Source organism: Varibaculum prostatecancerukia (assembly GCF_943169825.2).
Taxonomy (GTDB): domain Bacteria; phylum Actinomycetota; class Actinomycetes; order Actinomycetales; family Actinomycetaceae; genus Varibaculum; species Varibaculum prostatecancerukia.
On the sequence record NZ_OW968402.1, the window covers coordinates 439,382 to 463,164 of the forward strand.

At 52.9% G+C, this 23,783-nt stretch carries 32 protein-coding genes and 1 tRNA gene; 29 read left to right on the top strand and 4 right to left on the bottom strand.

What is annotated here, in order from left to right:
- Window positions 1-187: 187 nt before the first annotated feature.
- From KO216_RS01890 to ilvD, 3 genes are all read left to right on the top strand, one after another.
- Window positions 188-1,243, top strand: a complete 1,056-nt coding sequence (locus KO216_RS01890) for a 3-isopropylmalate dehydrogenase (protein WP_215522627.1) — start codon at window positions 188-190, stop codon at window positions 1,241-1,243.
- A gap of 113 nt (window positions 1,244-1,356) precedes the next feature.
- Window positions 1,357-2,514 (top strand): branched-chain amino acid aminotransferase, encoded by a 1,158-nt coding sequence (locus tag KO216_RS01895; protein ID WP_215522629.1) that lies wholly within the window; start codon window positions 1,357-1,359, stop codon window positions 2,512-2,514.
- Window positions 2,515-2,642: 128 nt separating this feature from the next.
- Entirely contained in the window at window positions 2,643-4,514 is a 1,872-nt protein-coding gene (gene ilvD, locus KO216_RS01900; RefSeq protein ID WP_215522630.1) for a dihydroxy-acid dehydratase, read from the top strand.
- A 203-nt stretch (window positions 4,515-4,717) separates the two neighbouring features.
- Here the strand turns inward: ilvD and KO216_RS01905 are convergent, their stop codons facing one another.
- From KO216_RS01905 to KO216_RS01915, 3 genes are read right to left on the bottom strand one after another with little or no spacing between them, the layout of a single operon-like run.
- On the bottom strand, window positions 4,718-5,212 hold the full coding sequence (locus KO216_RS01905; RefSeq protein ID WP_215522631.1) for a GtrA family protein: 495 nt from the start codon (window positions 5,210-5,212) through the stop codon (window positions 4,718-4,720).
- Window positions 5,209-6,804, bottom strand: coding sequence for a xylulokinase (locus KO216_RS01910; RefSeq protein ID WP_215522632.1), 1,596 nt, complete (start codon window positions 6,802-6,804; stop codon window positions 5,209-5,211). The genes KO216_RS01905 and KO216_RS01910 overlap by 4 nt, the downstream gene beginning before the upstream one ends.
- 2 nt (window positions 6,805-6,806) lie before the next feature.
- The gene (locus tag KO216_RS01915; RefSeq protein WP_215522633.1) at window positions 6,807-7,442 is read right to left on the bottom strand and encodes a TetR/AcrR family transcriptional regulator; all 636 of its coding nucleotides are present in this window, start codon (window positions 7,440-7,442) and stop codon (window positions 6,807-6,809) included.
- A gap of 273 nt (window positions 7,443-7,715) precedes the next feature.
- Between KO216_RS01915 and KO216_RS01920 the strand changes: the two genes are divergently transcribed.
- Genes KO216_RS01920 through KO216_RS01930 form a run of 3 tightly spaced genes read left to right on the top strand, consistent with a single transcriptional unit; the run spans window position 7,716 to window position 11,686 of the window.
- Window positions 7,716-9,173 carry an aspartate aminotransferase family protein gene (locus KO216_RS01920; RefSeq protein WP_215522634.1) on the top strand — a complete coding sequence of 486 codons (1,458 nt, stop codon included), beginning with the start codon at window positions 7,716-7,718 and terminating at the stop codon, window positions 9,171-9,173.
- Window positions 9,170-10,216 carry a class II aldolase/adducin family protein gene (locus KO216_RS01925; RefSeq protein WP_215522635.1) on the top strand — a complete coding sequence of 349 codons (1,047 nt, stop codon included), beginning with the start codon at window positions 9,170-9,172 and terminating at the stop codon, window positions 10,214-10,216. The genes KO216_RS01920 and KO216_RS01925 overlap by 4 nt, the downstream gene beginning before the upstream one ends.
- A gap of 60 nt (window positions 10,217-10,276) precedes the next feature.
- The gene (locus tag KO216_RS01930; protein WP_215522636.1) at window positions 10,277-11,686 is read left to right on the top strand and encodes an aldehyde dehydrogenase family protein; all 1,410 of its coding nucleotides are present in this window, start codon (window positions 10,277-10,279) and stop codon (window positions 11,684-11,686) included.
- 87 nt (window positions 11,687-11,773) lie between these two features.
- Here KO216_RS01930 and KO216_RS01935 read toward each other — a convergent pair whose 3' ends face one another.
- Window positions 11,774-12,259, bottom strand: a complete 486-nt coding sequence (locus KO216_RS01935; protein WP_215522637.1) for a beta-class carbonic anhydrase — start codon at window positions 12,257-12,259, stop codon at window positions 11,774-11,776.
- 149 nt (window positions 12,260-12,408) lie between these two features.
- On the opposite strand from KO216_RS01935, the gene KO216_RS01940 reads away from it, so the two are divergent.
- From KO216_RS01940 to KO216_RS02050, 23 genes are all read left to right on the top strand, one after another.
- Window positions 12,409-12,481, top strand: a tRNA-Ala gene (locus tag KO216_RS01940).
- A 170-nt stretch (window positions 12,482-12,651) separates the two neighbouring features.
- Complete coding sequence (locus tag KO216_RS01945; RefSeq protein ID WP_215522638.1) at window positions 12,652-13,812, top strand: tyrosine-type recombinase/integrase; 1,161 nt, start codon at window positions 12,652-12,654, stop codon at window positions 13,810-13,812.
- Between the two features lie 342 nt (window positions 13,813-14,154).
- The gene (locus tag KO216_RS01950; RefSeq protein ID WP_215522639.1) at window positions 14,155-14,310 is read left to right on the top strand and encodes a hypothetical protein; all 156 of its coding nucleotides are present in this window, start codon (window positions 14,155-14,157) and stop codon (window positions 14,308-14,310) included.
- Entirely contained in the window at window positions 14,303-14,512 is a 210-nt protein-coding gene (locus KO216_RS01955) for a helix-turn-helix transcriptional regulator (RefSeq protein WP_215522640.1), read from the top strand. The genes KO216_RS01950 and KO216_RS01955 overlap by 8 nt, the downstream gene beginning before the upstream one ends.
- A gap of 89 nt (window positions 14,513-14,601) precedes the next feature.
- Window positions 14,602-15,150: a Panacea domain-containing protein gene (locus KO216_RS01960; RefSeq protein ID WP_215522641.1), complete on the top strand. Its 549-nt coding sequence runs from the start codon at window positions 14,602-14,604 to the stop codon at window positions 15,148-15,150.
- Window positions 15,151-15,168: 18 nt separating this feature from the next.
- Window positions 15,169-15,696: a GNAT family N-acetyltransferase gene (locus tag KO216_RS01965; protein WP_215522643.1), complete on the top strand. Its 528-nt coding sequence runs from the start codon at window positions 15,169-15,171 to the stop codon at window positions 15,694-15,696.
- A gap of 261 nt (window positions 15,697-15,957) precedes the next feature.
- Window positions 15,958-16,293 carry a hypothetical protein gene (locus tag KO216_RS01970; RefSeq protein ID WP_309547331.1) on the top strand — a complete coding sequence of 112 codons (336 nt, stop codon included), beginning with the start codon at window positions 15,958-15,960 and terminating at the stop codon, window positions 16,291-16,293.
- A gap of 59 nt (window positions 16,294-16,352) precedes the next feature.
- A complete protein-coding gene (locus KO216_RS01975; RefSeq protein WP_215522645.1) occupies window positions 16,353-16,628 on the top strand; it encodes a hypothetical protein in 276 nt (91 codons plus the stop codon).
- A gap of 72 nt (window positions 16,629-16,700) precedes the next feature.
- On the top strand, window positions 16,701-16,988 hold the full coding sequence (locus tag KO216_RS01980) for a hypothetical protein (protein WP_215522646.1): 288 nt from the start codon (window positions 16,701-16,703) through the stop codon (window positions 16,986-16,988).
- A gap of 56 nt (window positions 16,989-17,044) precedes the next feature.
- Entirely contained in the window at window positions 17,045-17,320 is a 276-nt protein-coding gene (locus KO216_RS01985; RefSeq protein ID WP_215522647.1) for a hypothetical protein, read from the top strand.
- A 79-nt stretch (window positions 17,321-17,399) separates the two neighbouring features.
- Entirely contained in the window at window positions 17,400-17,687 is a 288-nt protein-coding gene (locus KO216_RS01990; protein WP_215522648.1) for a hypothetical protein, read from the top strand.
- Between the two features lie 55 nt (window positions 17,688-17,742).
- The gene (locus KO216_RS01995) at window positions 17,743-18,015 is read left to right on the top strand and encodes a hypothetical protein (protein ID WP_215522649.1); all 273 of its coding nucleotides are present in this window, start codon (window positions 17,743-17,745) and stop codon (window positions 18,013-18,015) included.
- 364 nt (window positions 18,016-18,379) lie between these two features.
- The gene (rplN, locus tag KO216_RS02000) at window positions 18,380-18,748 is read left to right on the top strand and encodes a 50S ribosomal protein L14 (protein WP_022864701.1); all 369 of its coding nucleotides are present in this window, start codon (window positions 18,380-18,382) and stop codon (window positions 18,746-18,748) included.
- The gene (gene rplX, locus KO216_RS02005) at window positions 18,749-19,168 is read left to right on the top strand and encodes a 50S ribosomal protein L24 (protein WP_215522650.1); all 420 of its coding nucleotides are present in this window, start codon (window positions 18,749-18,751) and stop codon (window positions 19,166-19,168) included.
- Window positions 19,168-19,734: a 50S ribosomal protein L5 gene (gene rplE / locus KO216_RS02010; protein ID WP_071129413.1), complete on the top strand. Its 567-nt coding sequence runs from the start codon at window positions 19,168-19,170 to the stop codon at window positions 19,732-19,734. Before rplX ends, rplE begins: the two co-directional genes overlap by 1 nt.
- Complete coding sequence (locus KO216_RS02015) at window positions 19,734-19,919, top strand: type Z 30S ribosomal protein S14 (protein ID WP_071129414.1); 186 nt, start codon at window positions 19,734-19,736, stop codon at window positions 19,917-19,919. The genes rplE and KO216_RS02015 overlap by 1 nt, the downstream gene beginning before the upstream one ends.
- A 59-nt stretch (window positions 19,920-19,978) precedes the next feature.
- Window positions 19,979-20,377, top strand: coding sequence for a 30S ribosomal protein S8 (rpsH, locus tag KO216_RS02020; RefSeq protein WP_215522651.1), 399 nt, complete (start codon window positions 19,979-19,981; stop codon window positions 20,375-20,377).
- Window positions 20,378-20,389: 12 nt separating this feature from the next.
- Window positions 20,390-20,926, top strand: a complete 537-nt coding sequence (rplF, locus tag KO216_RS02025; RefSeq protein WP_215522652.1) for a 50S ribosomal protein L6 — start codon at window positions 20,390-20,392, stop codon at window positions 20,924-20,926.
- Entirely contained in the window at window positions 20,927-21,298 is a 372-nt protein-coding gene (rplR, locus tag KO216_RS02030; RefSeq protein WP_215522653.1) for a 50S ribosomal protein L18, read from the top strand.
- A 15-nt stretch (window positions 21,299-21,313) separates the two neighbouring features.
- Window positions 21,314-22,003, top strand: a complete 690-nt coding sequence (rpsE, locus tag KO216_RS02035) for a 30S ribosomal protein S5 (protein ID WP_215522654.1) — start codon at window positions 21,314-21,316, stop codon at window positions 22,001-22,003.
- Window positions 22,003-22,185: a 50S ribosomal protein L30 gene (rpmD, locus tag KO216_RS02040; RefSeq protein ID WP_215522656.1), complete on the top strand. Its 183-nt coding sequence runs from the start codon at window positions 22,003-22,005 to the stop codon at window positions 22,183-22,185. Before rpsE ends, rpmD begins: the two co-directional genes overlap by 1 nt.
- Window positions 22,185-22,682 carry a 50S ribosomal protein L15 gene (gene rplO, locus KO216_RS02045; RefSeq protein ID WP_215522658.1) on the top strand — a complete coding sequence of 166 codons (498 nt, stop codon included), beginning with the start codon at window positions 22,185-22,187 and terminating at the stop codon, window positions 22,680-22,682. Before rpmD ends, rplO begins: the two co-directional genes overlap by 1 nt.
- Before the next feature lie 267 nt (window positions 22,683-22,949).
- A complete protein-coding gene (locus tag KO216_RS02050) occupies window positions 22,950-23,567 on the top strand; it encodes a VldE C-terminal domain-containing protein (RefSeq protein WP_215522660.1) in 618 nt (205 codons plus the stop codon).
- Window positions 23,568-23,783: the final 216 nt, after the last annotated feature.

Below are 23,783 nucleotides of genomic sequence, written 5' to 3' on the forward strand. Positions count from 1 at the left end.
GCTGACCTGTGAAAAGCGCTCGGGGGACCCCGGTGAGCCTTGCTTCGCTCGGCTCAAGCCCCCTCTCGCATCTTTTCACAGGCCAGCGTCAACGTTGTCGATATTTATTTCAAAGCGACGAAGTCACTGCAGTCGCAGTCAGGTCTATTATCCACCCAGGTAGCGGGAGAAAAGGACAATAACAAGTATGGAAAAAACCATTAAACTCGCGGTTATTCCCGGGGACGGGATTGGCAAAGAGGTAGTGGCCGAAGGCCTAAAGGTCATGGACGCTGCCTTGGCAGGTAGCGGGGTCAGCGTACAAAAAACCGAGTTCAACCTGGGGGCTGCTCGCTACCGGGAAACCGGGGAGATCCTGCCGGAGGCCGAGCTGGAAAGCATTAAGAACCACGACGTGATTTTGTTGGGGGCAGTAGGTGATCCCTCGGTTCCCTCCGGAGTGCTAGAGCGAGGCCTACTACTCAAGCTGCGTTTTAGCCTGGATCACTACGTGAATCTGCGCCCCGCCCACTACTACCGGGGAGTTCCTACTCCGTTGGCGAATCCCGGCGAGATTGATTTCGTGGTAGTGCGGGAAGGCACCGAAGGCTTGTACTGCGGTAACGGCGGGGCGATTCGGGTGGGTACCGACCAAGAAATCGCTACTGAAGTTTCCGTCAACACCGCTTTTGGAGTCGAGCGGGTGGTGCGCTTTGCGTTTGCGCAGGCTGTCAAGCGACGCCGGCATGTAACTTTGGTGCATAAGCACAATGTGCTGGTCAACGCCGGACATCTGTGGCGGCGCCTAGTGGAGCGGGTCGCGGAAGAATACCCGGAGGTGACTTGGGATTATGCGCACGTAGATGCCGCCACTATCTACCTGGTGCAAGACCCGCAGCGTTTCGACGTGATCGTCACTGACAACCTGTTTGGCGATATTTTGACTGATGAAGCAGGAGCGATCACCGGGGGGATTGGGCTGGCGGCCTCAGGAAATATCAACCCAGATCGTACCTTCCCCTCCATGTTTGAGCCGGTACACGGCTCGGCACCCGATATCGCGGGGAAGGGAATCGCTGATCCCACAGCCACGATTTCTTCGGTAGCGATGCTGCTAGAAAACGAGGGCGTGACGCAAGCAGCGGAAAATATCCGCGCTGCAGTCACCGCCGATATGGAGGAGCGTGCCCTCGCCGCCGAGAACGGTGAACCGCTGAGGCGCAGCACCAGCCAGATCGGGGACGCGATTGCTGCCCGCCTCTAGGAGAAACGGATAATCGCTCCTACTAGCAAGAAAAGTAAATACGTGGCCACCCAGTGACCGAGAAACAGAGTTTAGGAAAAAATAGGCTCCCAGGAGCCGGAAAGAACACAATCATGAGCGAGAATGGTTTAACCCATGTGCCAACTAAGTTAGAGGCGGCATCGCAGGTTCCGCTGCCGAGCGCGGATGAATTGGCGGGACGCTTTACTTTGCAGCCTAACCAGCATCCAGCCAGTGAGGAAGAATACCGCGCGATTATGGATTCCTTGTCTTTTGGCAGAAAGTTCGGTGACCATATGGCGGGCGCTGACTGGAAAGCCGGTGAAGGGTGGAGCGGACACCGCGTGCAAGCCTTCGAAAACTTGAGCCTGTCTCCAGGAGCCGTAGTCTTTCATTACGGTCAAGAAGTTTTTGAAGGCTTAAAAGCCTATCGCCATAAAGACGGCTCTATCTGGGCTTTCCGTCCTCGCTACAATGCTGCCCGTCTGAACGCGTCTGCGCGCCGTCTAGCCCTACCGGAAATCCCGGAAGAGGACTTTGTGGCTTCGGTAGTAGACCTGGTACGTGCCGATAAACGTTGGGTGCCGACTGCCCCCAACACTTCCCTCTATGTTCGTCCCTTCCTAATCGGAACTGAGCCCTACCTGGGGGTACACTCCGCCAGTGAAGCGAAATATGTGGTGATTGGATCTCCATCTGGCTCCTATTTCTCAGGTGGGGAAGCCAAAGGAGTCTCCATCTGGGTTGACCGCCACTACCACCGGGCAGGTCCAGGCGGAACCGGAGAAGCTAAATGCGGAGGTAACTATGCGGCCTCGCTACTACCCCAAAATATGGCGGCCGAGAAGGGTTATGAGCAGGTCTGTTTCTTGGATACCACCCATACCAACCTGGAAGAACTGGGGGGTATGAACGTGTTCGTGGTGCGGGGGGATGGTTCGGTACATACCCCGCGTCTAACCGGCGTAATCCTGGAGGGCGGTACTCGCTCGGCGATCTGCCGCCTGCTGCGCGATAACGGCACCCCGGTGTTCGAACGCGATATTTCCCTAGAGTCGCTGGTAGCGGATATTCGCTCGGGCGAAGTGAGCGAAGTATTCGCCTGTGGAACCGCCGCGGTAGTAACCCCCATCGGGCGGCTAGGCTCCGATGATTTCGAGGTGGAAGTACCTTGCGGGCCGGTCACCGCCAGTATCCATAAACGCCTGGTAGACATCCAAAACGGGGAAGCGCCCGATCCCTACGGTTGGACTTATCACCTTTGTGACTAGCGGCGCTGAGGACGCGGGCGGAAAAATCTGCAGCGCTCGCGTTTAGGGCGCAGACCGGGATTCTGGTTTGCGCCTTCATTCTCGTAACCGCACCCCGCAACCACAGACAATTAATGTTGGGAGAGAAAATGGCTTATCCACTTCGTTCAAGAACTTCAACTGCCGGTCGCAATATGGCAGGCGCGCGCTCGCTGTGGCGGGCAACCGGCATGAGTGATAGTGATTTTGGGAAACCGATTATTGCCATTGCCAACTCCTTCACCCAGTTTGTGCCTGGTCACGTACACCTCAACCAGGTGTCGCCGCTGGTAGCGGAGGCTATTAAAGATGCGGGTGGGGTGGCGAAAGAGTTTAACACTATCGCCATTGATGACGGGATCGCCATGGGGCATCAGGGGATGCTCTACTCTTTGCCCAGCCGGGAAATCATCGCTGACAGCGTGGAATATATGGTGAATGCCCATTGTGCGGACGCCTTGGTTTGTATCTCTAACTGCGACAAAATCACTCCGGGAATGCTGATTGCCGCTATGCGCCTGAACATTCCTACGGTGTTTGTGTCTGGCGGTCCCATGGAGGCCGGGCGCGGCATCGACCCCGAAATGATTGTGGGGCCATCCCAAAGCGGGCACGGCAATCTGATTACGGTAATGAATGCTACCGCTGACCAGGATATTTCTGATCAGCAGCTGACCGAGATTGAAAAAGCGGTCTGCCCCACCTGCGGTTCTTGTTCGGGAATGTTCACCGCTAACTCCATGAATTGCTTAACCGAGGCGCTCGGATTGGCTCTGCCCGGAAATGGTTCCACTCTGGCAACTCACGTTGCGCGGCGCGAACTATTTACCCAGGCAGGCAAACTAATCGTGCAGCTGTGTCAGCGCTACTATGACCAGGAGGAAGACGCGGTTTTGCCGCGGCAAATCGCTTCGCGCGAGGCATTCCTGAACGCCATGAGCCTAGATATGGCGATGGGAGGTTCCTCAAATACGGTGCTACATCTGCTGGCGATTGCCCGGGAGGCGGGGGTGCGTTTTGACCTGGAAGATATTTCGAGTCTGGGGCGTAGCGTGCCTTGTCTGTGTAAGGCGGCTCCTAACCACAACGATTACCATATGGAGGACGTGCATCGCGCCGGCGGGATTCCGGCATTGCTGGGAGAACTTGACCGCGCTGGGCTACTAAACCGTGAGGTCTCTTCGATCCATGCTCCCTCGCTAGAAAAATGGCTGTCCGATTGGGACGTACGCGGCGGGTCCGCTACCGAGCAAGCTGAGCAATTGTTTAAGGCTGCGCCCGGAGGAGTGCGTACCACCGAGCCGTTCTCCACTGCTAACCGGTGGAAAGACCTGGATACCGATGCGACCAGCGGTTGTATCCGCGATACTGCCCACGCCTACTCGGCAAACGGGGGATTGACGGTTTTGCGGGGGAATCTGGCAGAAAAAGGCGCCATTATTAAAGCTGCCGGAATCGACAGCGACCTTTACCATTTCCGCGGTAAAGCCATTGTGATGGAATCCCAAGAAGAGGCCATCGAAAAAATTCTAGACCACAGCGTCAAGCCTGGTCACGTAGTAGTGATTCGCTACGAAGGGCCCGCGGGCGGGCCGGGAATGCAAGAAATGCTCTACCCGACCTCTTTCCTTAAAGGGCGGGGCCTGGGGAAGAAGTGCGCCCTCATTACCGATGGACGTTTTTCCGGGGGCACTTCCGGGATCTCGGTGGGGCATATTTCTCCCGAGGCCGCCGATGGGGGGTTGATTGCCTTGATCGAGGACGGAGATGAAATCACTATCGATGTCAACGCTGAATCCCTAACCCTAGAGGTTCCCGAGGCGGAACTGAATCGTCGCCGCGAACAGATGGAACAGCGTCCCCATCCTTACACTCCGCGCAGCCGCAAACGCACAGTGTCCGACGCCTTGAAACTCTATGCTGCCTGCGCCTTAAGTGCCGACCAAGGTGGCGCCCGCGATGTATCCCGCGTCACCGGGTAATAATCTCCGCGCCTAGTCAGGGTAGGGCGCAGATCCGGGCTGGCCGCAAAAAGCACTCGGGGGACCCCGGTGAGCCTTGCAAAAGTTAAGACAAGGGCAAAATTGGAATCTATCTAAAGGGAAACGTATCCGATTCAAAAGTTAATGATTGGTAGCGTGTCCCCTCGAGTATCTTTTTGCCAACCAGCCCTGGTGTCGGCGAGCTACTTACGTGCTAGGTCGTTGGTGTTTTCGGTGCCGCGGAACACTACCCACTTCCACCAGGCGAACTCGCCAATGAAGTTCAGCACCATGGTTACGCCCTTGACAATGAAATCATTGATGCCGGCGTTGGCGGCTAGCGCCCCTAGCCACATAGTGATGGGGATAAAGAAGGCGTAGAAAACCGCGACTTTTAGCATCGCGATTGGTACATTATTAGCGGATTTGAAGGTGTAACGCCGGTTGAGGGTGAAGTTGTAGATTACCGAAAGCGTGATGGAAATAAAGTGCGTCCAGGCATAGGGCAGGGGAGTCAGCCATTCTAAAAGTGAGAAGCTGGCGGCCTCCACTACTCCGGCGGAGATGGACAGCAAAGTGAACTTTAAGGCCTGGATGGCGGCGTCTTTACCTTTAGCGGCCTCGCCGGGAAGGGTTGGTTTTGCTAGCGCTGCGGGTTCGCCCTCTGCGTCCGAGGGGAGTTTTCCTTCCGCGGTCATCGAATCGCCTCCAATTGCGCGAAAATTTTCTTATTTGCCGGATAAATGTCTTTGAAAGCCGCGAACATTTGGTCGTAGCGGTCTTTATGTTCAGGATTCGGCTCGTAGGAGGCAGTAACCGGAACCAAGGAAGAAGCCTTAGCTAACGAAGGTATTTCCCCTAGTCCTGCTGCAATTACTAAAGCTGCTCCCACGGCTCCTACATCTTGCGGATTGGCTACTGTGTCTACCGGTTTGCCGGTAATGTCGGCAAGAATCTGGCAGGTAACTGGGCTAAGGGCGCCGCCGCCTACGAATCGTAGCCGAGGAGCGGTCTCGACCTTCTTTTCTTGCGTTTCCAGGAACCAGCGCACGTGGTAGCACACGCCCTCGACTACTGCGCGCAGCAGTTCAGTTTTCCCGGTTTCTAATCCGATCCCGATAAAAGCGCCGCGAGCGTTGGGGTCTTCAAAGGGGCAGCGATTGCCGTGCAACCAGGGCGCAAATAGCACTCCACCGGCTCCGGCGGGTGCGGAGTCAATTACTTTCGACATGTATTCGTAGAGGGAATGGAACTCGGATTCGGGGTCCTCCGCCACATCTTTCTGGTCCAGGTAAATATGGATTTCGTCTTTTGCCAGATGGTCGCGGACCCACTCGAGGCATTTTCCGGCAGTTTCCATTTCCGCGAAATAGTTGTAATTTCCACTGATGGCACCCACTACCGTGGCAATCATGGCAGAGGTGTCGATAGTAATCTTGTCGGTTACGGTCTCCACCCAGCCGGAAGTTCCCATATATACATGGGTATCGCCCTTCCCAGCGGCACCGGCGCCTACCGGAATCAGGGAGGCGTCCCCTCCTCCTGAAAAGACCGGTATTCCCGCTTTCAGGCCAAGCTCGCGGGCTTGCTGAGGACGCAAAGAGCCCACAATATCGGTCGAAGCCACAATCGGTGGCATCAAAGCTGGGTCTACCTGCATCATCTTTAGCATGGCGGGGCTGAAGCGCTTTTCTTTTGAGCGAATATCGTAAAGCAGGGTAGAGAAGGCGCTATCTTCACTCATATTAAATTCGCCGGTCATCCGGGCAATGATCGCATCTTTAACATCAAGCCATTTGTGGGCTTTGGATAGTTCCTCCGGTCGATTTTCTTTCATCCAATGGTATTTCCAGACCGGGTCTTTCACCGAGGCAGAAACCGCGCCGGTATGGTAGAGACTGCGCAACAGTTTCACCAGGTTGATCCCCGCGATCCGGGGAGCCTGACCGGCGATTTTCCGCAGCTGAACGCCGCCACGCTGATCCATATAGGACATCGAGGGATGTACCGGGCGGGCATTTTTATCTAGCAAAACCAGGGACTGCATCTGGGAGCAGAAGCTGATTCCTTTGATTTGTGCTAGTTCCGCCTCTGCCTGGGCTTTTATTTGGGCGGTAGCGCTGGCCATAGCCTGCCACCAGTCATCCGGGTTTTGCTCGATGCCGCCCCCGGCAACTACTTGTAGGCCGTAGCCTTCGCTGGCGCTAGCCAGGGGGCGAATCTGGTCACTGACCTCAAATAAACAGGTTTTAACGCCGGTAGTTCCCACGTCATAGGTTAAGCAATACACTGCTACCTCTTTTCTAGGACTGACCAGAGGATTTCTGTCATCTGTTCGGCAAACTCGCTGGGTGCCGCCACTTGGTAAAGCTGGGAGCGTCCTTTGAAATAAGGAGTAGACAGGGAATACTGCATCATCACCATCGCGTTATCCACGGTGAAGGCGAGGACTTCTGCAGGCAAATCGGTGCGGATATCCCCTTGTTGTTGTCCCTGCTTGATCAGTTCAACCAGTCCCGCGGCGGCATAACTTTCCAATTCACGGGCGATATCAACGATAAAATCCTGATTCCCGGTAGCGGTAATTTCATGGTAAAGCTGCTGGTATTCGGGGTATAGTTCGCAGGAGTTTACGGTTAGCAGCATCAGTTTATGGATTTTTTCCCGCCCGCTGATTTCCTCTTTTAATATCGCGCCGATATCGGTTTCGATAATCCCGGCCCCTAAATGAATCACATATCGGAATAGGTTTTCCTTAGTTTTAAAGTATTGAAACAGTGACCCGACTGAGATTTCGGCGGCTTTCGCAATCCGGTTGGTGTTTGCCGCCTCATAACCTTTTTCCGCAAACTCGCTGACTGCGGCATCAATAATCCGCTGTGCTTTTTCCGAATCTAACTGGCGGAACCGCTGCGTTGCCCATTCCATGTTGATTGCCTCTTGTCGAATAGCTCTTATCGGTGAGTGACACCTCACTCGCATGGCGCGATAGTAGCACGTCTGGGCGTCCTCTAAGTACAATTTCGGTATTTACGCAGGGAAATCGGGGATATTTTCTTACCAAAGCCCCCTGTCATCGCAGAGTAAAACGGTTTTGGGTAGGGAGAGCAAGGGTGGGAACCATTGACAGAATCGCCCCTAAAGATTAACCTAGGTCACATTGCTGTGAGTAAGCGCTCACACGGTCCAATGGGGGTCAAAATGGATATTAATCGTCCCGGAGCGCGGCAGGTAACGCGCGAGCTAGATGAACTAATTAAGCAGCCAATTTACTCGATTTCTCCTTCCGCTTTACGCGAATATGAGGACGAATATTTTGGAAAAAAATGCACCAAGTCGCGGCAGATGATCCGAGAAGCGCAAGAGGTAATCCCGGGCGGGGTGCAGCATAACTTGGCATTTAACCATCCCTTCCCCTTGGTGTTCACCGCCGCTAATGGCAATAAACTGACGGATCTGGACGGTAACGAATACCTGGACTTCCTGCAGGCGGGCGGACCGACAGTCCTGGGGTCGAACCCGCCGCAGGTGCGGGAAAAAGTTATTGACCTGCTCAATACTTGCGGTCCTTCCACCGGGCTTTTCCATGAATACGAGTACCGTCTGGGCGCCTTGGTACGCGACCTGATTCCCTCAGTCGATATGTTTAGGGCGTTTGGGTCAGGAACTGAAGCCTGTATGGCCTCCATCCGAGTGGCGCGCCTGGCTACTAAGCATCGCCACGTCCTAAAAATGGGCGGCGCCTATCATGGCTGGTCAGACCAGCTCGCCTATGGGATTCGGATTCCGGGATCAAAGTTTACCCAGGCCAGCGGAATTCCGTTACGTTGTATGTCGCTGACTGACGAGTTCTTCCCCGGCGACTTGGACGATCTGGAACGCAAACTGAAACACAAGAAACTTACCGGGGGTACCGCCGCGATTATGATCGAGCCCATCGGGCCGGAATCCGGTACTCGCCCGATTACCCAAGAATTTTTACGAGGGGCGAGGGCGTTGGCCAATAAATACGGAGCACTACTTATCTTTGACGAGGTCGTGACCGCCTTCCGGATTTCCGAACATGGGGCCCAAGGCTACTTCGGAGTAATGCCTGACCTGACCGTATTCGGTAAAGTGATCGCCGGTGGCTACCCCTCCGCTGGGGGACTGGGAGGACGCAAAGAATATATGCGCTACCTGGCGGCCGGTATCCAAACCGGAGATAAAGTAAAGAAAGCGCTGGTCGGGGGAACCATGACCGCGAATCCGCTGTCCTCGCTAGCCGGTTACTATACCATTAAAGAGATTGTGGAGACCTCGGCCTGTGACCGGGCTGCCAAGATGGGGGATCGCTTAACCGATGGGCTGCGCGCCCTCATTAAGCAGTACCGCCTGCCGTTTGTGGCGTTCAACCAGCGCAGCGTATGCCACCTAGAGACCGTGGGGACTATGCACTTTGCGATCAACTGGAAGAAGCCCTGGCAGATTCCGCACGTTTTGAAAGCCACCAGTGAGCGTAAGAAAGAAATGGAACATATGGGCGCGGCCTATATGGCGGAAGGGATCGTGACTTTGGCGGGTTCCCGGCTATATACCTCCGCTGCTTATAACGAAGAAGATATCGACCAGGCGCTTGCCGCCTTTGAGCGGGTATTCCAAAAGGTGGTAAAGCTGTGAACTGCGATGAAGATACCAAACGCGCAAAATTAGTTGAGCTGTCCCATCAGCTACTCTCCGACGGGTTAGTGGTGCGCACCTGGGGTAACTTTTCGGTACGAGGCAGCGCGGACGACTTTTTGATTACTCCCTCGGGGCGCCGCTACGAAACCATGACCGCGGAGGAACTGGCTTTATGCACCGGTCCTAAGGAATGGTCCGGCCTCTATAAGCCTTCCTCCGAGTATCCGATGCACGCCCTCACCTATCGGTTATTTCCGCAGGCGCGGTGGGTGATCCATACTCACCAGCCCTATGCGTCAGCTTTGTCGCTGGCGAAAAAGGATTTCGCGTTGGATGACGAAGCGCAGGCTGAGTTGGGGCAAGAGGTGTTGCCGGTGGCTCCCTACGGGTTGCCCTCGACCAAGAAGCTGCACCGCGGGGTGGAGAAAACTTTACAGCGCACCGGGGCGCAAGTGATTTTGATGAAAGCTCATGGTGCCATGATTTGGGCAGAAAGCGCCGACCAAGCACGGCGGCTCGCAAATGCTTTAGAAAAGGTGGCAAAAGATTTGTATCAGCGGGAGCTTTCCTGTTTGCCGCCTTTGCCGGCACGCTCGCTTACTTCTCAGCGTGAGGGGGAGGGGGATGCTCTGGTCTGGGTTGATGAACACGGCCGCCCCACCACGCCCGATGCGGCGACGCAAACGAATCACTTGCGGATCTATCGGGAGCGCCCGGATGTCGGCGCCATTATCACCTGCCACCACGCGCAGGTAGCGGACTTTTTTGGAGGAAAACTGCCTGCCTACTTGGACGATTTTGCGCAGATTATTGGACTGAAAGCTGATGACACCACACGCGGTAACGCGGTACTGACCAATAGCGCGGCCTACTGCATCGGGGCCGATCTGGATGCTGCTCACAGCGCTCAGATAGTGCTGGAAAAAAATGCGCTGGCGGCGCGCTATGCCCGAGTTTGCGGGGCGAAGCCTCTAAAGAAAGCGGAGGCGCTGTTAATGCGGGAAATCTATCGGCGAAAGTACTCTAAACAAGCTGGTTAATCGCAAAATAATAGGGAGCCCGGTAGGAAGTAGGTGCTCGCAAGGAGAAGGGAACAGTCTATGGGCAGCGCGCAAGAGCAAGCTATTAGGCTTGCGGTTGAGACGGCTCGTACCTGTTTTAACCGGGGAAGTACTATCCCGATAGCCGGGCGGCGAAAAAATCTAGCTGCCCTGTTACGGGAGATAGAAAATTCGCAAGCAGATATTTATCGCGCCCTCAAGCAAGATTTAAATAAGAGTCGCGCCGAAGCATATATGAGCGAGATCTCCCTGGTAAAGGCAGAAATAAAACATTTACGTCGCCGCCTACCCTGGCTGGCTCTGCCTCGCCCGAAACTGCCGGCACTTTCCCAGCTGCCCGGGTGTTTACAGGTGCGGCGCGAACCCTACGGGGTGGTATTGGTGATGAGCCCGTGGAATTATCCGTTCCAGCTCACGATGGAACCCATTGCCGCTGCTATAGCCGGGGGAAATACGGTGGTAGTCAAGCCCTCTGCCTACACACCTCATACCAGTGCCGTGATTGAAAAAATTTTGCGGCGCGCCCTCCCGCCCGGGATGGCGAGTGTTATCCATGGTGGCCGCGCCGAAAACACTGCCCTGTTAGAGCAGCGCTTTGACCATATTTTCTTTACTGGCTCCCCGGCGGTGGGACGCGTGGTAATGGAAGCGGCCTCTCGACACCTGACCCCGGTAACTTTGGAGCTGGGCGGCAAATCTCCCTGTTTTGTGGATCGCACTGCCAATATTGAAAAGACTGCGCGCAGGATTCTGTTTGGGAAACTGCTTAACGCTGGGCAAACCTGTGTAAGTATTGACTATGTTTATGTGCACGAGGACGTGCGTGCGCAGTTAATTGCGGCTTTGCAGGCGGGCATCTCCCGGGCTTTACCTAGTGAGCACTACCGAAAATCTTCGTTCGTAAAGATTATTTCTCCTAAACATTTTTCCCGACTGTCGGGGCTGCTCGCGGAGCAAACCCTTTTGGGACCTGATGGGGAAGGCCTCGTAGAAGATTTTCTTGACCCGCAAACCCAGCAGATCAAGCCGGTAATCGTGGATAATCTTTCTTGGGATTCCCCACTTATGGCTGAAGAGATTTTTGGTCCGATTTTGCCGGTTCTTCCCTTCACAGATTTGGAAACAACTTTGGTTGCCTACGAGGAGCGGGAACATCCGCTTGCACTTTATATTTTTACGAAAGATCGCAGGTTTGCCCGGCAGGTTATGGGCAAAGTCAACGCCGGGGGAGTCTGTATTAACGACACATTGCTGCATATGAGCTCTTCAAAGGCACCTTTTGGGGGTGTAGGTAACTCTGGGATGGGAAATTATCACGGAGACTGGTCGTTTAAAGCCATGACCCGGGAGCAAACGGTTCTCCGTAAATCTTGGCTTTTTGATATTCCGGTGCGCCACCACCCCTATGGAGAGAGGTCTTTGAAACTCCTGCACACCCTGTTGCGCTAGCGCTCAGGGGGTTGCACCGGATAGGAGAGATCTAACCTCCCACCCCTGCAGCAGATGGTGAAGTATTAGGGAAGTGGCCGCGTAGCTCTATAGGGTAACTTCCCGGAGTCCTCCATTCTTGACGTCCAAGACAAAGCCGCGAACCGTACCGCCCACGAAGGGACTGTCAAGCAGATTCTTCATACCGGCTTTAACCGATTCGTCCACGTCTTTGAACCCTCCGGGTCTCCAATCGGGACGCTGCCCGGTTTCTTTTTCGATTTGTGCGAGGAATTCTTCGTCATCGGTCCTAGACATGCCGCAATCTGTGTGTTGAATCAGCATCACGTACTGAGTTCCTAAGCTGCGCTGTGAAGCAGTGAGGGTGCGGATGGTATCCGGAGTTACCAAACCACCGGCATTGCGAATTACGTGGATTTGCCCAGGCTTTACTCCTAACATGGTTTCCACGTCGATCCGACAATCCATACAGGTGATGACCGCTACTTTCAATTCCGGTAGGTGGGGGGCTTCCCCTGGAAACTTTGCGGCGTAGGCAGCTTCATTTTCCAGTAACTTATCAATCGGATCCATGAGTTCTCCTTCTTTATGTGGTTAGTTAAATCGTAATAAATCTGTCTCGATGACGCTGAAGTAACCAAGTTATTTTTCTTGAGCGCAATCCCACAGCTTTATGGTTTGCAAATTTGGAGGTGACCCGCTTAGGCTTTTGAGAGTACCTAGGGGCTATGGCGCAGTTGGTAGCGCGTCTCGTTCGCAATGAGAAGGTCAGGGGTTCGAATCCCCTTAGCTCCACTAACCGCCCCGACCAACTCCGCGTTGGTCGGGGCTTTTTCTTATTTTAACCTCCCTAACCTGCACTGATAGCCCGCTGGCAGAGTGGAAACCGAAAGGCACGGACGGACAAAGAAAGACAAAAAAGGACTAAAGCGGGTAGAATCTAGTGGTACTTAAGTGGTAATCGAGTGGGACTCGTTTTGGTGGTGATGATCTTGAGCAAGCGGCGTGGCTTTGGTTCGGTAAAGACTCGGGAGCTTAAATCGGGCGCGCGTTCGTATCTCGCGTCATTTATTAATCCGGATACGGGTAAAAGAGTTTCGCGCTCTTTCCGCTCGAAGATGGAAGCGAACGCTTGGTTAGGGGAGAGGCGCCGCGATATCCGCTCTGGGGAGTTCCGCTCCCCAGAGGAACGTCAAGAGGTGGTTACTTTCGCTTACGCTACCCAAGAACACTTACAGCGTCTAAAGACCGCTGGACGTAAAGGCTCTACCCTCTACACCTATTCTTCGAAGCTGCGCTACCCCCTGGAAAAACTAGGAGAGAAGGATCTGGGGGAGCTTTCCTGTAGCGATATTGAAGCCTATTGCCTACAGACATCTAAGGATTTAAAGCCGGGCGCGGCTGCTAATGCCTTGAACGTAACCCGCGCGGTGCTGCGATGGGCAGCAAAACGCGGATACATGGACGCTTCGCAGCTGAACCGGGTTACCTGGCCAGTATTCGAACCGGTAAAAGACCCAGAGCGCCGCCAGGTAGCAACCCCCGAGGAAGTTAAGGGGATGGCTGCGGCTATGCCTGACCGTCTACGCCTAGCAGTCCTACTGGGCGCCTGGTGTTCTATGCGCATGGGGGAGGTTTGCGGCCTGCAGCGCGGCGATTTTACTAACCTAGATAACCCGCCCCTGGCAACGGTACGTATTGTTCGGCAGACTAATTCGAAAATGGGCGGGGCTTACACCGACTTGAAAACGAAGGCGGGGCGCCGTGAGATATCCATCCCGCCCGCCCTCGTACCAGTGATAAAGCAACACCTGTCTACTTGGGTAGGCAACGCTCCCACGGCTCCCGTATTCCCCAGAACTACCGACCCAGCTAAGCCGGTACATCACAACACGGTTCGTAGCGCATTCGAGCACGCTCGCGAACAACTCGCAATGGAATGGTTCGTGTTTCACGATCTGCGCCATACCGGTCTAACGACTTTCGCTCAGCAGGGCGCTACGCTCGCGGAACTGTTAGAGAGGGGCGGGCATGTGGATGTCGAGGTTGCTCTGCATTATCAGCACGCGACTATCGAGCGGGACAGAAAGCTGACTGCCAAAATGGATTCGCGTATCGAGGTTTAGAACTAGGCGTAGTCGATTTCTAAAAAATTAGGGAAATATGTGGGTAAATACTGTTGCTAGTAGATGGATATCATGTTATATATAAAGGGTGTTCGGGGAGAACACGTTGATTGATAACTAAAAAGGGGTGATGCCTATGAGGCTAGCCGATTGGGTGATGTCAGCCTTGATGCTTGCAAGCCTAACCCTGCAAGGGGTGGCTATATGGCAGCAGCGCAAACCGCGAAAACGCGGTAAGCACCGCAAGGGCTGACAAACAAAGGTGAGGGGTTCAAAATAATCGAACTATCTTGAACCCCTCACCGCCTAGCATCTCATGACTTACCCCTGGAAAGGAATATTATGGTGACCCGAAACATGACCGTATCGGCGCTTTCGCTGCTGATAATCGCTCTAGCAACACGGATAACCGGTTTACGCTGGTATACCTGGCTATTCATAGCAGCATGGATAGCCCTTACCGCCATCGGATACCGGCAGGATAAAGCCCGTGACTAAGCAACCTAAACGCTACCTATCCGCGCTGGACGTGGCTGAAAGAATCGGGATAAAACGCGGAACCCTGTACTCCTACCGCGCAAAAGGTATGCTCCCACCCCCGGATGTAATCGTTGGAACCACTACTAACGCTACTCACGGCTGGCTCCCCAAAACGATAGATGACTGGAACGCTGCTCGCCCTTCCCGCTCTAAAAAATAAGAGTGAAATATAAATAACATTTAGGGTTTTTAATGTTCACCGCTCTCAGCTAATGCTAGAGTAAATAAAAACAACAGGAGGTGAGCAAGATGGCAAAGGCAATCGATGTAGCTAAATATATTCTTGCCTATCGAGAAGCAAGATACCATATGACCACAGCTTTTGCGCTACAAAAACTCTTGTATTATTGCCAAGCTTGGATGCTCGTGGCTAAAGGTCGCCCCTTGTTCCCCGAACAGGTTATCGCCTGGAAACACGGACCGGTTGTTACCGAAGTATCCCCCTACTGCAAAGGTCGCCGCTTGGTTTTCCCTAGGGAAATCCCGGAGGCAAACACGAATAACCTAACCCTTAGCGAACGTTCTTTAATAGATCGGGTGCTGTCAATGTTCGATAAGGAAGAAGACGAAAACCTAGGGGATACTCTTGAAGAGATGAGCCACCAGGAGAAGCCCTGGGCTAGTGTTGCTATTAATCAAGTAATATCGCCCGAAAGCATGCTTAACTTTTATTCTTCTATTCAGGCTGACCCCTCAATATCCCATAGCGCCCCAATCCCTGACTTGGCAGACATATCGGATCGTACTTTCATAAGCGCCAGCGATGCGGATTTCCTTGAAGCCTTTTTAGCTGAATAGAGGAATCAAGTTATCTGTATGAGCGGTGAAGCATGGACGAGAGTCGTTAAACTTAGTTCAGGTTTAAGAATTGATGGTTTTATCAGTGGTGAACCATCAATAGATATGTGGTTTCAGCGTGACGGGCTAGATGAGCAAGAGCAAGGTGGCTGTACCGTCTATGTTGCGGTTGATGATGCTTACACAATCATCGGGTTCTTCTCCTTATCAATGCACAAGTTACAAAAGAACATAGTCCCTGGCTCTGTCAAGAACGATTTAACGATATCGGGAAATATTCCCTGCGTACTCCTGGGGCGCTTAGGCATAGACCACCATTTTCGAGGGAAAATTTTTAGACAATCTGGGGGCAAATCTCAAGGCCCTTTGTTGATCAAGCAAGCGATTAAGCAGGCTCAAAGTGTCGCGGAAATAATCGGCTGCAGACTTATGTTTGTCCAGGCGTTAAATGATGAGCTCATCGATTTTTATTCGCGGCAAGGATTCGTTTCGTTGCCCAGTAATCCTAGAAACATGGTGCTCGATTTGAGAAAATATCCCAGCTAGTTCCCCAAAGTGTATGTACAGGAGAAGGACACATTTTTCTTATCACCAAACATAAATCTCCCAATCTCAGACCCGTTACACAAAAGGTGCTGGTTCTTCCAAGTCCTCGCTGACTTTCCGGCTCTTACCGCGCCTACTCGGATAAAACCTAGCCCCCGCACCCTCGGCGCTCCAAGTTTTCGCCCTAATGGGAATTCGCTGGAGCCCTTTTGGTTTTTGTTGCTGAGCATATTTAGTTCGTGCGCTACTCTGCGTAGAAGGTTGCTGATAATCAAGGCAGATGCGGCTAGCGGCTCTAAGATGGCGGATATGGATTACCATGATGAGGATTTTTTGCCTAGTGAGGAAGAGCTCGATGAAATCTGGGACTTCCTTATTGCACAGTCTGAGTTAGATACACCTTTCGGCAGGATTGCTAAAGCGAAACTGGAGAGTTTACCTCCGGAACCTACAACTGTCTTTTATACCAGCCTTGTACGGGCAAGTAATAAAAAAGTTCCGGTTCCCAGGGATATTATTGAGTATTACCGGGGCTTTATGGATAAGAACCAAATAGACCACATGGATCTAAGCAAGCTTATTGTCGCTGACGACTAAGCAAGAAAAAATGATTGTTAAGGATTCGGAATTTTAGCCAGTTAAGGAGAGTCATCGAGATGGAGGATCGGCGTGAAGTCATGTCTGATGGTTCGGTGTATGTTGAGCCAACTCCCGAAGAGGAAAAAGACATGGAAAACATTGCTGTTCGTTGGAAGGAACTAGCTCCCGATTTTGCACAAACCATCGATGATATTCGGATGGAAGTGCACGGAGAACCAACCACTGTCCTAGAAGCGCTCTTAGGTTATTGTTATTGGCATAATGTCGAGGTTCCGCAAGAAATACGAGATAGATGCCAGCACTACATAGACCTGGAAATCTTAGAAGTCTAAAAATATAGCCCAAAAACTAACTCGCATGCCTGGTGGTGAATGCGGGGGGGGGGCGGCGCTAGGATGACGGTTATGGATTACCATGATGAGGATTTTTTGCCCAGTGAGGAAGAAATGGATGAAATCTGGGACTTCCTTATTCAACAGTCTGAGTTAGATACGCCTTTAGGCAGGATAGTTAAAGCGAAACTGGAGAGTTTTCCTCCAGAACCTACGACCATTTTCTGGGTTTGCCTTCTTCAGGCTGTTAATAGAAAAGTCCCGGTTCCCAGGGATATTATTGAGTATTACCGGGGCTTTATGGATAAGAACCAAATAGACCACATGGATCTGAGCAAGCTTATTGTCGCTGATGAATAAGAAAAAAATGATTCTCAAGTATCCGGATTTTTAGCCAGTGGAGGAGGGCGTACGGGATGGAGGATCGGCGTGAAGTCATGTCTGATGGTTCGGTTTATGTAGAACCAACTCCCGAAGAGGAAAAAGACATGGAAGATATTGCTTTTCGTTGGAAAGAGCTAGCCCCCGATTTTGCAAAGGTTGTCGATAACATTCGGATGGAAGCTCATGGCGAACCCACGACTGTCCTAGACATACTCATTGCTTATTGTTATTTGAACGAGATTGAGGTTCCTCAAGAAATACAAGATAGATGCCAGCACTATATCGACTTGGAAATCTTACAACCCTAAAAATAGAAAACTAAGTAAACCCGCAAGCCTAGTGATTAATGTGGGTGGCGTAGGCTAATGCGAAAAAGCGAGGTGAAAGATGACTTTTAAAGAAGCAGCTTTAATACCTAGTGAGGAAGAGCTAGATCAAATCTGGGACTTTATTATTAACCAGTCTGAAATAGATTCACCCTTTGGCAATATCGTTAAATCAGAACTAGAACTTTTACCTTCGGAACCGGATACCATTTTTATTTGCTCCATGATGGAGGCCATCAATCAAGACGCCCCGGTTCCCAGGGGAGTCATTGATTATTATCGTCATTTTATGGATCAAGACAAGCTAGATCGTATGGATTTAGAAGATCTAGTTGTCGCTGAGGATTGAGAAAAAATGATTCTTAAGGATGCGGATTATTTCCCGGTGAAGGGGGGTGAGCGGGATGGAGGATCGGCGTGAAGTCATGTCTGATGGTTCGGTGTATGTTGAGCCAACTCCCGAAGAGGAAAAAGACATGGAAGACATTATCCAAAGCTGGCGAGATCTCGACCCTCTAGCTTATGAAGAAATCCAGAACATAAGAATAGACCTGCAAGGAGACCCCATAGGAGTCCTTGAAGGAGCGATTGCAACTATGGGAAGAATTGGGTCTATCCCGGAAGAAATCTCCCGACGGTATCAAAAGTATATCGACCTGGAAATCTTACAACCCTAAAGAAGAAAACTACGCTACCAGTATCAACTATAGCCAGTACTGGTGAGCCGCTCTTTTACCTAGGAGCAGGGTGCAAAACCCGGTAACTGCTGAAGGTGCCCCGTGAGCGCTTACCCCCATTTAGGGCGCGGGTGAGGAAACTTACAGCACAAATAGGGTCACGAACTTTCTTTTAGCTGCGCATCTGCACTAAGCTAAAGGGGTTGCGTTCCGCCCTGGAAAGTCACGGCAGAGACCTGGTGACCTGCAAAAGCAGATCATTTTGAGTCTGCCACTTTCGTGGCCGACTGGGGAGCCGGCCTCGCCGGGCAACAGGAAGAAACAACCTAACGGGTGCATTGTGCCCAGGTTTTAGGAGAACACGATGATTCAACAAGAGTCGCGACTGAAGGTCGCCGACAATACCGGTGCAAAGGAACTGCTTTGTATTCGGGTGTTGGGCGGCTCCGGGCGGCGCTTTGCAGGTATTGGTGACACCATTGTTGCCACTGTAAAAGACGCTATTCCCGGCGGCAATGTCAAAAAAGGCGAAATTGTTAAAGCGGTAATCGTGCGCACTCGTAAAGAGCGTCGCCGTCAGGATGGTTCCTACATCCGCTTTGATGAAAACGCTGCAGTTATTTTGCAGCCAAGTGGAGAACCGCGTGGCACGCGTATTTTCGGCCCTATCGGCCGGGAACTGCGTGACAAGAAGTTCATGCGCATTATCTCTCTAGCTCCGGAGGTGCTGTAAATGGGAGCGAAAATAAAGAAAGGCGATCTGGTAGAGGTCATCGCTGGCCGTACCAGTGACGAAAAGAAACTGGCCAAGCGCAACGAGCGTCGCGCAGAAAAAGGCCTGCCCGCCCTCAAACCGGGGGATAAGGGCAAGCAGGGTCGGGTACTCGAGGTTTACCGTTCCAACGACCGGGTATTGGTCGAGGGCGTAAATATCCGTACTCACCACTCTCGTCAGGGTCAAAACCAGCAGGGACAGGCGACTGGCGGTATCGAATACCGCGAGGCACCGATTCACATTTCCAATGTGGCCCTGGTTGATCCCAAGACCAAGAAGCCTACACGGGTTGGTTTCCGTGAGGAACAGGCAGAGCGCGGAGGCCGTCTGCGTACGGTACGAGTGCGTTACGCGAAGCGTTCCGGGGAGGACATCTAATGGCAGAAGCAAAAACTGTGGCTCCGCGCCTAAAGGTGCGCTACCAGGAAGAAATCCGTAAATCCTTGGAAAAGGAGTTCGGATACAAGAACGTTAACCAGATTCCCGGCCTCGAAAAAGTGGTTGTGAATATGGGTGTAGGCGAAGCCTCGCACGACTCCAAACTAATGGAGGGCGCGATTCGCGACCTAACCGCGATTACCGGGCAAAAGCCGGTGGTTACTCGGGCACGTAAATCGATCGCGCAGTTCAAACTGCGTGCTGGGCAGCCGATTGGCGCGCACGTAACCATCCGCGGGGATCGCATGTGGGAGTTCGTAGACCGCTTGGTCTCCACTGCCCTGCCGCGTATCCGTGACTTTAGGGGACTCAGCCCCAAACAGTTTGATGGCCGCGGAAACTACACTTTCGGTTTGACCGAACAGGCCATGTTCCACGAAATCGATCAGGATTCGATCGATCGCGTGCGCGGCATGGATATCACTCTGGTTACCACTGCCAACAGTGACGAAGAGGGGCGGGCGCTGCTGCGCGCGCTGGGCTTCCCGTTTAAGGAGGAACGTTAATGGCGAAAACGGCGCTGAAGAATAAAGCGAAGCGTAAGCCGAAGTTCAAGGTGCGTGGCTACACTCGGTGCAACCGGTGTGGACGCCCTCGTTCGGTGTATCGCAAGTTCGGACTTTGCCGTGTCTGCCTACGTGAGCTCGCTCTACGGGGCGAACTCCCGGGCGTCACTAAGAGCAGTTGGTAAAACTACTACGTTGCAGGTCTGAAAAAGAAACCGCAGCGAGGAAGGGTTAGAACCCCAAAATGACTATGACAGATCCCATCGCAGATATGCTGACGCGTCTGCGTAACGCCAATGCGGCGCATCTGGACAAAGTGTCTATGCCTTCATCGAAAATGAAGGCGGGAATCGCAAAGATTCTTGAAAACGAAGGCTATATTGCCAAAAGTGAAGTGACTGATGCCCGCGTGGGCAAGACCCTCACTTTGACCCTAAAGTATGGAAGCAAACGCGAACGGGCGATCACCGGTTGCAAGCGTGTTTCCAAGCCGGGTCTGCGTAAATACGTAAAATCTACTCAATTGCCGAAGGTCATGGGAGGCCTCGGGGTAGCGATCTTGTCTACCTCCTCTGGTCTCATGACTGACCGTCAGGCACAGGACAAAGGTGTAGGCGGGGAAGTCCTTGCCTACATTTGGTAAGGGGGAATAAGGATGTCACGTATTGGCAAGAACCCGATCTCCCTACCTTCCGGGGTAGAAGTAAAGATCGACGGTCTGAAGGTTTCGGTTAAAGGCCCTAAAGGCCAGCTGGAACGTTCCTTTAGCGGACCGCTGAAGATTCGGGAAGAGGACGGCAAAATCCTGGTGGAGCGGGACGAAGATACCCGCGAAGCTCGCTCTTTGCACGGCCTCACCCGCTCGCTGATTTCCAATATGATCGAGGGCGTAACTAACGGTTACTCCAAAGAGATGGAAATCGTGGGTACTGGTTACCGCGTATTGACCCGCGGCAGCGATATTGAGCTGCAGCTAGGTTTCTCGCACCCGGTACCGTTTAAAGCTCCCGAAGGTATCGAATTTAAGGTTAATAGCGCGCTATCCTTCACTATCTCCGGCATTAGCAAGGAGCTAGTGGGCGAGACCGCCGCGAAGATCCGCAAGATTCGTCCTCCGGAACCCTATAAGGGCAAAGGTATTCGTTACAAGGGCGAATTCGTTCGTCGCAAGGCCGGAAAGGCGGGTAAGTAAATGTCGTATACCCCTAAAGGTAAAGGCAAATTCGTCGCTCGCAAACGCCGCCATATTCGCGTTCGTAAACGGGTATATGGTACGGCGCAGCGCCCTCGTCTGGTGGTTACTCGGTCTAACCGCCACATGGTTGCCCAGGTTGTCAATGACGATTTGGGGCACACCGTGGTTTCAGCTTCCACCTTGGAAGCGGAGCAGCGAGGCGAGAAGATGAAGAAAGTTGATGCGGCTCGCCAGGTTGGCGAACGTATCGCTAAGCGTGCCCTAGAGGCAGGCATCACGGCTGTCGTGTTTGATCGCGGTGGCAACAAGTATCATGGTCGCGTCGCCGCGGTGGCTGAAGGTGCCCGCGATGGCGGTCTGAAGCTGTAGAGGAGAGGGAAAATAATGGCTGAAGAAAATAAAAATGCCGATTCCCGGGAATCCCGTGGCAAAGGCCGCGAAGACCGGGGGCGTAAGGGCCGCCGCGACAATCGTCGTGAGCAGGAAAAGAATCAGTATTTAGAGCGCGTAGTTACCATTAACCGTGTTTCTAAAGTAGTTAAGGGCGGACGTCGTTTCGCTTTCACCGCGCTGGTAGTAGTCGGTGACGGCGAAGGTATGGTCGGTGTCGGATACGGCAAGGCTAAGGAAGTTCCCCAGGCTATTTCTAAGGGCGTCGAGGACGCAAAGAAGAACTTCTTCCAGGTGCCGATGATTGGGCGGACTATCACCCACTTGGTACAGGGTGAAGAGGCTGCCGGTGTGGTACTTTTACGTCCGGCTTCTCCCGGTACCGGTGTAATCGCCGGTGGCCCGGTGCGTGCAGTTATGGAATGTGCGGGTATTCATGACGTGCTAACCAAGTCTTTGGGTAGCGCCAACGCTTTGAATATCGTGCGGGCCACGGTAGCAGCTCTGAAGATGCTGCAGCGTCCGGAAGAGGTGGCAGCGCGCCGCGGACTCCCCGTTGAGCGGGTAGTTCCGGAAGCGATGCTGCGGGCTCAGGCAGAGGCACGGGCAGAAAAAGCCGAGAAAGCGAAGAAAGACGAGGCGGAAAAAGCCGCCGACGGTGTCGCTGAAGAGGTGAAGGCCTGATGAGTAAGCTCAAGATCACCCAGGTTAAAGGCCTGGTTAATACCAACCAGAATCAGCGGCGGGTTATGCAGTCGCTGGGTCTGCGCAAGATTCACCAGAGTGTGGAACACCAGGATAATCCGGCTGTTCGCGGCCAGATCCGCAAGGTTTCTCACCTGGTGCAGGTAGAGGAGATTGGTTAATGGCTGAAGATACTAAGGTAACCGAAGCAGAAGACACTGCGAAAGAGGACGTAATCCGGTTGCATGATTTGCGTCCGGCTCCCGGCTCCAATAAGCGCCGTAAGCGCGTGGGCCGTGGTGAAGGTTCGCAGGGTAAGACTGCCGGGCGGGGTACTAAAGGTACTGGCGCTCGCAAGAATGTTCATCCCCGTTTCGAAGGTGGTCAGATGCCATTGCATATGCGCCTGCCGAAGTTGCGTGGATTCAAGAACCCCTTCGCTACCGTCTATCAGGTAGTGAACCTGGATCGTCTGCAAGAACTGTTCCCCGAAGGGGGAGCGGTCACGGTTGATGATCTAGTTTCCAAGGGAGCGGTTCGTAAGAACTCTTTGGTGAAAGTTCTCGGCACCGGAGAAATCTCGGTGAAACTGGAACTGGTGGTGGACGCCTGGTCTGCCAGCGCCAAAGAAAAGATTGAAGCTGCCGGCGGTTCGCTGAGCAAGCGGGAGCAAGATTAGTTTGCACCTAGCTGCCGGAGGCAGCAGATAAATCTAGATAGCTAGATAATCCTGGGCGGGGAAAACATTTCCCCGCCCAGGATTTTATTTTTCGGCAACGCTCATTTACTGTGGCGCAGGCGGCAGTAGCGACGACTGTGACTTTGGCTAATCGGCGCCAAAAAACTTGACACCTGCGACCCCTAGCTCTTTATACTTGTAACATATTTGTTATGAAAACGTTATGAACCGTCTAGCTTGCTAGCGGCGCGACCGTCAGGAGATATTTTGCGTAAAACCTGGTTGATGGCACCAATCGTGGTTATGGCGTCCTTTGGTTTAGTGGCTGCGGATTCTGTCCACCCCTCCGCTGCAGCCAGTAAAGCAGGCGTCGATGTTTCAAAGATTGCCAGCACGATGCTGGAAGAAAATCTTTACAACCAAGCGATTTCGGTTGACGATGGGGTTAAGGTTTCCTCTAATAAGGTAACTGCAGTTTCTGCGGGGGCATCTACCGCAGTACTAACTAAGGCGGAAACCCCTAATTGCGCCACTCCCAGTGGCGACGCTGGTATACAGCCCTGGCCGCGGCAAGTGCGCACTATGGTCTCCCAGCGTTTCGGGGTGACCAATATCGGAGGTTTCCGTGCGGGTGACCCCCAAGATCACGGTAAAGGCTTAGCACTGGACGTCATGGTTCCAGTATCTAGCGCTTTGGGAGACTCCATCGCCGCATGGGCGATTGCTAATAGCGGGGATCTAAACATCAAATATGTGATTTGGAAACAGCGTATCTGGATGCCCGGACGTAGCTGGAAGGGTATGGAAGATCGCGGATCTACTACCCAAAATCATTACGATCACGTGCATCTCAGCTTCAACGGTGGCTCTGGTCGCTGCATCTAGAATTTTTCTTATATAGTTGGATGCTCGCTAGACTAGCGAGCATCCAACTGTTTTATTTTCCTCGTGCTAGTAATAGTAGTCGCTGTCTGGGATACTGCCGTTTTCTCGCGGCAATGCGTGCGTAGCATATACGCCAAGCTCATTTTGAATTTTTTAGGGAAAGCACGCCCCTAGAGCCACTTAGTGAACTATTTCATAATTGTCTAAAAGTTTCTA